Raw genomic sequence first — 7,326 nt, 5'->3', positions numbered from 1 at the left:
CATTACTCACCCGTCCGCCGCTCGTCATCTTCAAAAGCAAGCTTTTGAAATGTTACCGCTCGACTTGCATGTGTTAGGCCTGCCGCCAGCGTTCAATCTGAGCCATGATCAAACTCTTCAATTAAAGTTTTTGTGTTCCAAACCCCGTTGAGAGTTTAGAACGGCTCAATGAATTCTGATTCGTTTTAAAGACTCGGAAGAATCTATAAAACGTTTGTACATATTGCTATGGACATTCATCGTTGCATTGAGAAATAAATCGTTTTCGATTAACTCAATACCTGTGAGTGTCCACACAGATTTCTTGTTTTATCTTGTTAAAGAACGTTCGCCGCTGTGGGCTAGGGCTGCGTATTCTACGCTTTCCTTGGTCGGCGTCAAGTGATTTTTTAAAAAGTTTTTTAAGTGGTTATTTACTACGCTGACCATTTAAAGCCTGGCGGTAAATCACAGCTAAAAAACTTGTTTCACTTGCTGCCCTGACTTAGCTTTACTTCGCCTTGCGACGCTGCCTGCCGTGTCAGTGGATGCGCATTATAGGGAGTTATTGAAAGGGCGCAAGGGCTTTTTTGAAGAAAATGACCAAACGTTCAAATAACAAACAAAACACATCCAAATAGTACTAAATTCCATCAAAATGACTAGATAAATGCTCATTTGGTAAAACAATAGACTTTAGTTTATCTACTCAGTGCTTTTATCAGCAGGCTTATTACCAAGAAAATAAGTCTGGCATAGATAATTGAACTCTGCCAAAAATCTCACCTGCCGTGCGGATGAAGTTAAAGAAATATGTTCGCCGATACAGATATGCTGCAAGATATCATCTCTATCACTCGGCTAGGACTCTAACTAAATACTAGGACGGTCTAGAAGCATCACTGTCTGAAGTAGTTGAGTCATTTTTGTTTGGGTCATTGTTACTGACTTCAGATTCATCCCCTACAAGATGACTCACCTTTAATTGTTTTACTGTTCTAATAGTATAAATCGGGCCGGATATAGCGTAGAGACAGAAAACGATAAACAGAATCGTGGCAGGTTGTACCGACACCACAACAAACAAGCCGACCAAAGCGAGTATCACCACAAAATTAACTCGACCGCGCCAGTCATAATCTTTAAATGAGTAATACCGGAAATTACTCACCATTAAAATACCAGAGCTCGCCGTGAGCAGTAATAGTAAATAACTGACTTGTGAGCCACTGATTTCATAATACGTGCCACTCCAAATTGCACCAGCGATGATGGCCGCAGCTGCGGGACTGGCTAATCCCTGAAAAAATCGTTTATCTGCCACACCGACTTGAGTGTTAAAACGAGCCAAACGTAGCGCTGCACCTGCACAATAGATAAACGCAGCTAACCATCCAACCTTACCTAAATCCGATAACCCCCAGTTGTAAGCGATTAAAGCTGGCGCCACGCCAAAGGACAGCATATCCGCCATGCTGTCATATTCGGCACCAAATTCACTTTGAGTATTAGTCATTCTTGCCACTCGACCATCTAATCCATCGAACAGCATGGCGACAAAAATGGCGATAGCAGCCTCCTCAAAGCGTCCATTCATCGAGGCAATAACCGCATAGAAGCCCGAAAACAATCCGGCGGTTGTTAATAAATTAGGTAACAGATAGATACCGCGGTTCTTTGCCGACTCTTTGTTTAAATTTTGCATATAATGGAAAGCAAGGTTATCTTCGATTAAGTTAAAGATAACACAGATTTTTATAATGACTTTTGGGGTCAGTTAACACTATTGTCAGCTAGGCTTCATTTACCATCCCCCAAAAGTACAGCTTATGCCGAACCGCTTATTTTATGGATGAATATCATGACTAGGAAAAGTTTTTGCGCTCTTTTATTAGTACTCTTTTTTTGCCCTACTCTTTTTGCGACCACTATATATAAGTGGGTGGATGAAAAAGGGGTAACTCATTATAGCCAGCAGATGCCGCCCGAAAAGCAGGCCGAAAAACTGTATAGCGAAGATATTGAACAGCAAAGAGTCGGCTTTGTTGCGCCCAGTGCTTCGGCAGCCAAAGAACCCGTACCTAGCGAAATGGAAGCTGCGGCAAATGAGATTAATCAAAAAGATAAAGAACAAGCCAAGATGATCTGTGACAGTGCCACTCACCAACTAAACGTACTCAACACCCATACAAATCTCACTAGAAAAAATGCTCAAACTGGTGAAATGGAAAAAATGACTGAAGAACAACGACAAGAACAAATTGCAGCCCAACAAGAACGCATACGCCTGTTCTGTACTCAATAAGCTTTCACCTTCATTCAGGCCACAAAGTAAAACAGACTCCTCGGAGTCTGTTTTTTGTTACGCTAAGCGTTATCTAGATTTTGGCTATATTACTGTTTACTTACCGTATACATTGAGCGGCTTACACCATCTTCACAAGCTTTTGTGCCTGCATCCCAACCATTATCAAATTGACTCAGGCCATCGAGAGTTTCATCCTTCATCGATTCAACGTCACCGAGATTAGGATCTTGTTTTACCTGCCCCGCATAGCGACACCCTGTGTTGTAGCCAAAATGGTATAGGCTATCGTATTCGACATTGCCCACACCAATATAGGTATCTTCGGTTTTTTCAGGCGATGAACTACATCCAAACATCATCATTGTTAATGCCGCTACCGTGACCAATTTTGCTTTCATCCATTACTCCTTCAATGTATCAAAATCGACTTTACTTACTCTTTGCAAACTAGACGAAATCGACCATGATTGCAAAGAGTGTGATGATTAATCAGCCAATATAATAAAAGGCTCAAACCTAATACACCAATCTCAGTGCATAAGTTTGAACCTAATATCTAAGCACAACCTCAACCCTGCTTTAAGGTGGTTTGAGCAACTAGCAGTTATTGACTAAACGCGAGTTCGCCGCCACTGGCTTCCACTTTAATCGGCGTACCCGGCAACAGTTGACCACTTAAAATCTGCTGCGCCAATGGGTTTTCGACTTCCTGTTGCAGCGCACGTTTCAAAGGACGCGCCCCATAAACCGGATCGAATCCCGCCTCTGCAATTAATGCTAATGCGTCATCACTAACCTCAAGTTCGAAATCCTTTTCAGCCAATCTTGCTTTTAGGTTATCGATCTGAATTTGAGCGATATGGGTGATATGCTCGGCTTCCAGCGGATGGAATACCACACTTTCATCGACACGGTTAAGGAACTCGGGTCGGAAACTGTGTGTCACCACATTCATCACTTCAGCTTTCATCTCTTGATAACTCGCCACACCGAAACGCTCTTGAATGACATCTGAGCCGAGATTCGACGTCATGATCACCACGGTATTACGAAAATCAACAGTTCGCCCCTGGCCGTCAGTCAAACGTCCATCATCGAGCACTTGCAGCAAGATATTAAACACGTCGGGATGTGCTTTCTCGACCTCATCAAGCAAAATCACCGAATAAGGTTTACGTCTTACCGCCTCAGTTAGATAACCGCCCTCTTCATAACCCACGTAACCGGGAGGCGCCCCAACTAAACGTGACACCGAATGTTTTTCCATAAACTCGGACATATCGATGCGCACCATAGCCGCTTCGGTATCAAACAAAAATTTAGCTAACGACTTACACAGCTCAGTCTTACCCACCCCAGTAGGTCCGAGGAATAGGAACGAACCAATTGGACGTTGAGGGTCGGCAAGTCCGGCTCGACTACGACGAATGGCATTAGAAACCGCATCAACCGCTTCGTTTTGACCAATAACCCGGGTATGTAACGCTTGCTCCATCTGCAACAATTTCTCTTTTTCGCCTTCAAGCATCTTAGAAACTGGAATACCGGTTGCCTTAGATAACACCTCGGCAATTTCGACATCGGTAACCTTGTTGCGCAGCAAAGTCATATCCTGCATCTCAGCTTGCGAGGCTAGATCGAGTTGTTTCTCTAACTCAGGAATACGACCATATTGTAGCTCTGACATACGAGTCAGATCACCAGCACGTCTTGCCACTTCCATATCCAATCGGGCTTGTTCGAGATCCGCCTTAATGTGTTGAGTGCCCGCCAATGCCGCTTTTTCGGTGTGCCACACTTCGTTTAGCTCTGCCGCTTTTTTCTCGACTTCACTCAATTCACTGCGCAAAGTTTTTAATCGACGTAAACTGGCTTCGTCGCTCTCTTTACTCAGGGCCTGCTCTTCTAACTTAAGCTGAATTCCTCGACGCTCAAGCTTGTCGAGAGGTTCAGGTTTAGAGTCAATTTGAATTCGGATACTAGACGCTGCTTCATCAATCAAGTCGATAGCTTTATCGGGCAGTTTTCTATCTGAAATATAACGATGCGACATACTGGCTGCAGCCACAATGGCCGGATCGGTGATCTCGACATGGTGATGAAGCTCATAGCGTTCTTTCAGGCCTCGTAAAATAGCGATGGTGTCTTCCACATTAGGCTCTTCCACCAGCACTTTCTGGAATCGACGCTCTAGGGCAGCATCTTTCTCAATATATTGACGATATTCATCTAAGGTTGTGGCACCAACACAATGCAATTCGCCTCGCGCCAATGCAGGTTTAAGCATATTACCGGCATCCATCGCACCATCGCTTTTACCTGCGCCAACCATAGTATGCAGCTCATCAATAAATAGAATGACCTGACCTTCCTCTTGCGAAAGCTCATTCAGTACCGCTTTTAAACGCTCCTCAAACTCACCTCGGTATTTGGCACCTGCAACCAACGCGCCCATGTCTAGAGCCAATACGCGCTTGTTTTTAATGCCTTCAGGAACCTCACCATTGATGATCCGCTGAGCTAATCCCTCAACAATCGCGGTTTTACCCACACCCGGTTCGCCAATCAAAACGGGGTTGTTTTTACTACGACGCTGCAACACTTGGATAGTGCGGCGGATCTCATCGTCACGACCGATCACAGGATCTAATTTACCTTGCTCGGCACGCTCGGTTAGATCTACAGTGAATTTTTTTAATGCCTGACGTTGATCTTCAGCGTTAGGATCATCGATATTCTTACCGGCACGCACCTGCTGGATGGTTTGCTCTAGCAGCTCTTGGGTCGCCCCCGACTTTTTCAAACATTGCGCTAACGCATCGTTGCCATCTAATGCGGCCAACAGAAACAGTTCACTAGAGATATATTTGTCTTTACGCTTTTGCGCCAATTTATCGCACAAATTGAGTAAACGGATCAGCGCTTGCGATAGCTGAACATCGCCGCCAGTCCCCTCAATTTGTGGTAAGCGTTCTAACTCTTGGCTAAGTGACGAGCGTAATGTGCTCACCGAAATCCCAGCCTGAGTCAGTAATGGATGAATTGAGCCACCGTCTTGATTCAGTAGCGCCATCATCAAATGAATAGGTTCAATGAACTGATGGTCTCGCCCCAACGCTAATGATTGAGCATCGGAGATTGCTATCTGAAATTTGTTAGTCATACGATCGAGTCGCATACAGCCTCCTAATTAACTATGAAGTTTACCTTCAGTATTTTGTTAATTTATAGATGGGGGCATTTTTGCTTATTTCAAGCAGATGGCGACGCAAAGCAGTAAAAAATTGCTACTTTTCTAACCAAATTAGAGAGGCCATTCGTCCAGTGACAGAGTCGCGGCGATAAGAAAAATAACGCTCACTCAAACGGTAAGTACAGTGAGGTAATTGATAGATGTGTTGCACGCCTAATGCCTGAGTTCGATAGCAAGCAATTCCCTGCAAATCGCCGAAGTATTTATCTCCCTGAGGGATAAAATACTGGCTGGTTTGTGGATGCTGAGACACAAAAGCTTGCCTGACCTCAGAACCCACTTCAAACGCATCAGCCCCAATACAAGGACCGAGGTAAACATATAATTCATCGGCAGGAGCATTAAACGACGCAACTGCAGCCTCGATAATCCCGCTACACAATCCGCGCCAGCCAGCATGTACCGCGGCCACTTGAGTTGCCTGCTTATCGCAAATCAACACTGGTAAGCAATCGGCAGTCATCACCACACAGACATGATCCGTCGAGCGACAAACACTGCCATCGGCAGTTCGATTGTCATCACTATCAAGATCAACGATATCGATACCATGTACCTGAGTCAGCCAGGCCGGTTCTGATGTTAGTCCCAATTGCAGTGATAACAGTCGGCGGTTTTGCAGCACAGCCTGTGGATCATCGCCCACATGTTCGCCAAGGTTCAAACTATCAAATGGCGGCTGACTGACACCCGAAGTGCGCTCACTAAAGGCAAGTTTAACACCATCAGGGATCTGCCAGTCAGCGGGGAGCATTAATACTCCTGAGGATTTGCTTTGGTATCTTCACGTAATGCACGAGTCAGAGTTTGCATATCTTCAGGTACAGGCGCCTGCCAGCTCATGATTTCCAACGTGAAAGGATGTGCCAGTTCAAGTCTTACCGCATGCAGTGCCTGACGATTGAAACTCATGTAGGTTTCTAAAAACTCAGGAGTCACCGCCTTAGGTGGACGCGGACGACCGGCATAAACAGGGTCACCCACTAACACATGACCAATATGTGCCATGTGTACACGGATCTGGTGAGTACGCCCCGACTCTAGGCGTAAACGTAAGCGTGTATGAGCACGGAATTTCTCCGCAACACGGTAATGAGTCACCGCCGGTTTACCGTTATGTACCACAGCCATATGAGTACGCTTAGTCGGATGGCGATCGATTGGCGCATCGACAGTACCACCAGAAATAATCACTCCTTGGACTAAGGCTTCATATTCACGCACGATTTCGCGCGCTTGCAATGCTGCCACCAAATGAGTTTGTGCCTCAACGGTTTTGGCTACCACCATTAAACCTGTAGTGTCTTTATCAAGACGATGCACGATACCCGCTCTTGGGACTAACTCGATAGATGGACAATGATGCAGTAGGGCATTCATTAACGTGCCATCGCTATTACCCGCACCGGGATGAACCACTAAGCCCGCCTGTTTATTGATAACGATAATATGCTCGTCCTCATAAACAATGTTCAGCTCAATCGCTTGCGCTTCGGCTTTGGTTTCCTCTTCCAGTGTGGCTTCGACGATGACCTCTTGGCCTTCAAGCACTTTTTCTCTTGGCTTAGTGTGTGCTACGCCATCGACGTAAACGGAGCCATTTAAAATCCATTCTTTTATACGTGTACGGGAATAGTCAGGAAACAACTCGGCCAAGGTTTGATCCAATCTTTGTCCGGTTTGTGTTGCTGTTATCTCGCTTTTTAGATTAATCTCTTGTGTCATAAGGAACCGTACCCGCGTTTTGGGGTCATAAATTAAAGTGCTATCTGTTACAATCGGATTG

The 7,326-nt window shown here is 45.2% G+C and carries 6 protein-coding genes and 1 rRNA gene; 1 reads left to right on the top strand and 6 read right to left on the bottom strand.

Annotated features, from left to right (window positions below):
* Together L1D21_RS12525 and pssA are read right to left on the bottom strand one after the other, a co-directional pair.
* Nucleotides 1–124 (bottom strand): 16S ribosomal RNA (locus L1D21_RS12525); the annotation flags it as partial.
* Nucleotides 125–859: 735 nt separating this feature from the next.
* A complete protein-coding gene (pssA, locus tag L1D21_RS12520) occupies nt 860–1,684 on the bottom strand; it encodes a CDP-diacylglycerol--serine O-phosphatidyltransferase (RefSeq protein ID WP_239845594.1) in 825 nt (274 codons plus the stop codon).
* Between the two features lie 147 nt (nt 1,685–1,831).
* Between pssA and L1D21_RS12515 the strand changes: the two genes are divergently transcribed.
* Nucleotides 1,832–2,284 (top strand): DUF4124 domain-containing protein, encoded by a 453-nt coding sequence (locus L1D21_RS12515; RefSeq protein WP_345773518.1) that lies wholly within the window; start codon nt 1,832–1,834, stop codon nt 2,282–2,284.
* 89 nt (nt 2,285–2,373) lie between these two features.
* On the opposite strand, the gene L1D21_RS12510 is transcribed toward L1D21_RS12515, so the two are convergent.
* From L1D21_RS12510 to rluD, 4 genes are all read right to left on the bottom strand, one after another.
* Entirely contained in the window at nt 2,374–2,685 is a 312-nt protein-coding gene (locus L1D21_RS12510; protein ID WP_239845592.1) for a hypothetical protein, read from the bottom strand.
* A gap of 206 nt (nt 2,686–2,891) precedes the next feature.
* Entirely contained in the window at nt 2,892–5,465 is a 2,574-nt protein-coding gene (gene clpB, locus L1D21_RS12505) for an ATP-dependent chaperone ClpB (protein ID WP_239845591.1), read from the bottom strand.
* Between the two features lie 109 nt (nt 5,466–5,574).
* Entirely contained in the window at nt 5,575–6,294 is a 720-nt protein-coding gene (gene pgeF / locus L1D21_RS12500) for a peptidoglycan editing factor PgeF (protein WP_239845590.1), read from the bottom strand.
* Nucleotides 6,294–7,265 carry a 23S rRNA pseudouridine(1911/1915/1917) synthase RluD gene (rluD, locus tag L1D21_RS12495; protein ID WP_239845589.1) on the bottom strand — a complete coding sequence of 324 codons (972 nt, stop codon included), beginning with the start codon at nt 7,263–7,265 and terminating at the stop codon, nt 6,294–6,296. The genes pgeF and rluD overlap by 1 nt, the downstream gene beginning before the upstream one ends.
* Between the last annotated feature and the right edge of the window lie 61 nt (nt 7,266–7,326).

The sequence above is a fragment of the Shewanella sp. Isolate11 genome (assembly GCF_022398315.1).
Classification (GTDB): Bacteria; Pseudomonadota; Gammaproteobacteria; order Enterobacterales; family Shewanellaceae; genus Shewanella.
This window is presented reverse-complemented; position numbering and strand designations above follow the sequence as displayed.

What these genes read in the sequence shown, in the direction of transcription:
- L1D21_RS12515 (WP_345773518.1), top strand. Translation starts at nt 1,832, where the DNA reads ATGAATATCATGACTAGGAAAAGTTTTTGCGCTCTTTTATTAGTACTC.
- pgeF (WP_239845590.1), bottom strand. Translation starts at nt 6,294, where the DNA reads ATGCTCCCCGCTGACTGGCAGATCCCTGATGGTGTTAAACTTGCCTTT.
- clpB (WP_239845591.1), bottom strand. Translation starts at nt 5,465, where the DNA reads ATGCGACTCGATCGTATGACTAACAAATTTCAGATAGCAATCTCCGAT.
- L1D21_RS12510 (WP_239845592.1), bottom strand. Translation starts at nt 2,685, where the DNA reads ATGAAAGCAAAATTGGTCACGGTAGCGGCATTAACAATGATGATGTTT.
- rluD (WP_239845589.1), bottom strand. Translation starts at nt 7,265, where the DNA reads ATGACACAAGAGATTAATCTAAAAAGCGAGATAACAGCAACACAAACC.
- pssA (WP_239845594.1), bottom strand. Translation starts at nt 1,684, where the DNA reads ATGCAAAATTTAAACAAAGAGTCGGCAAAGAACCGCGGTATCTATCTG.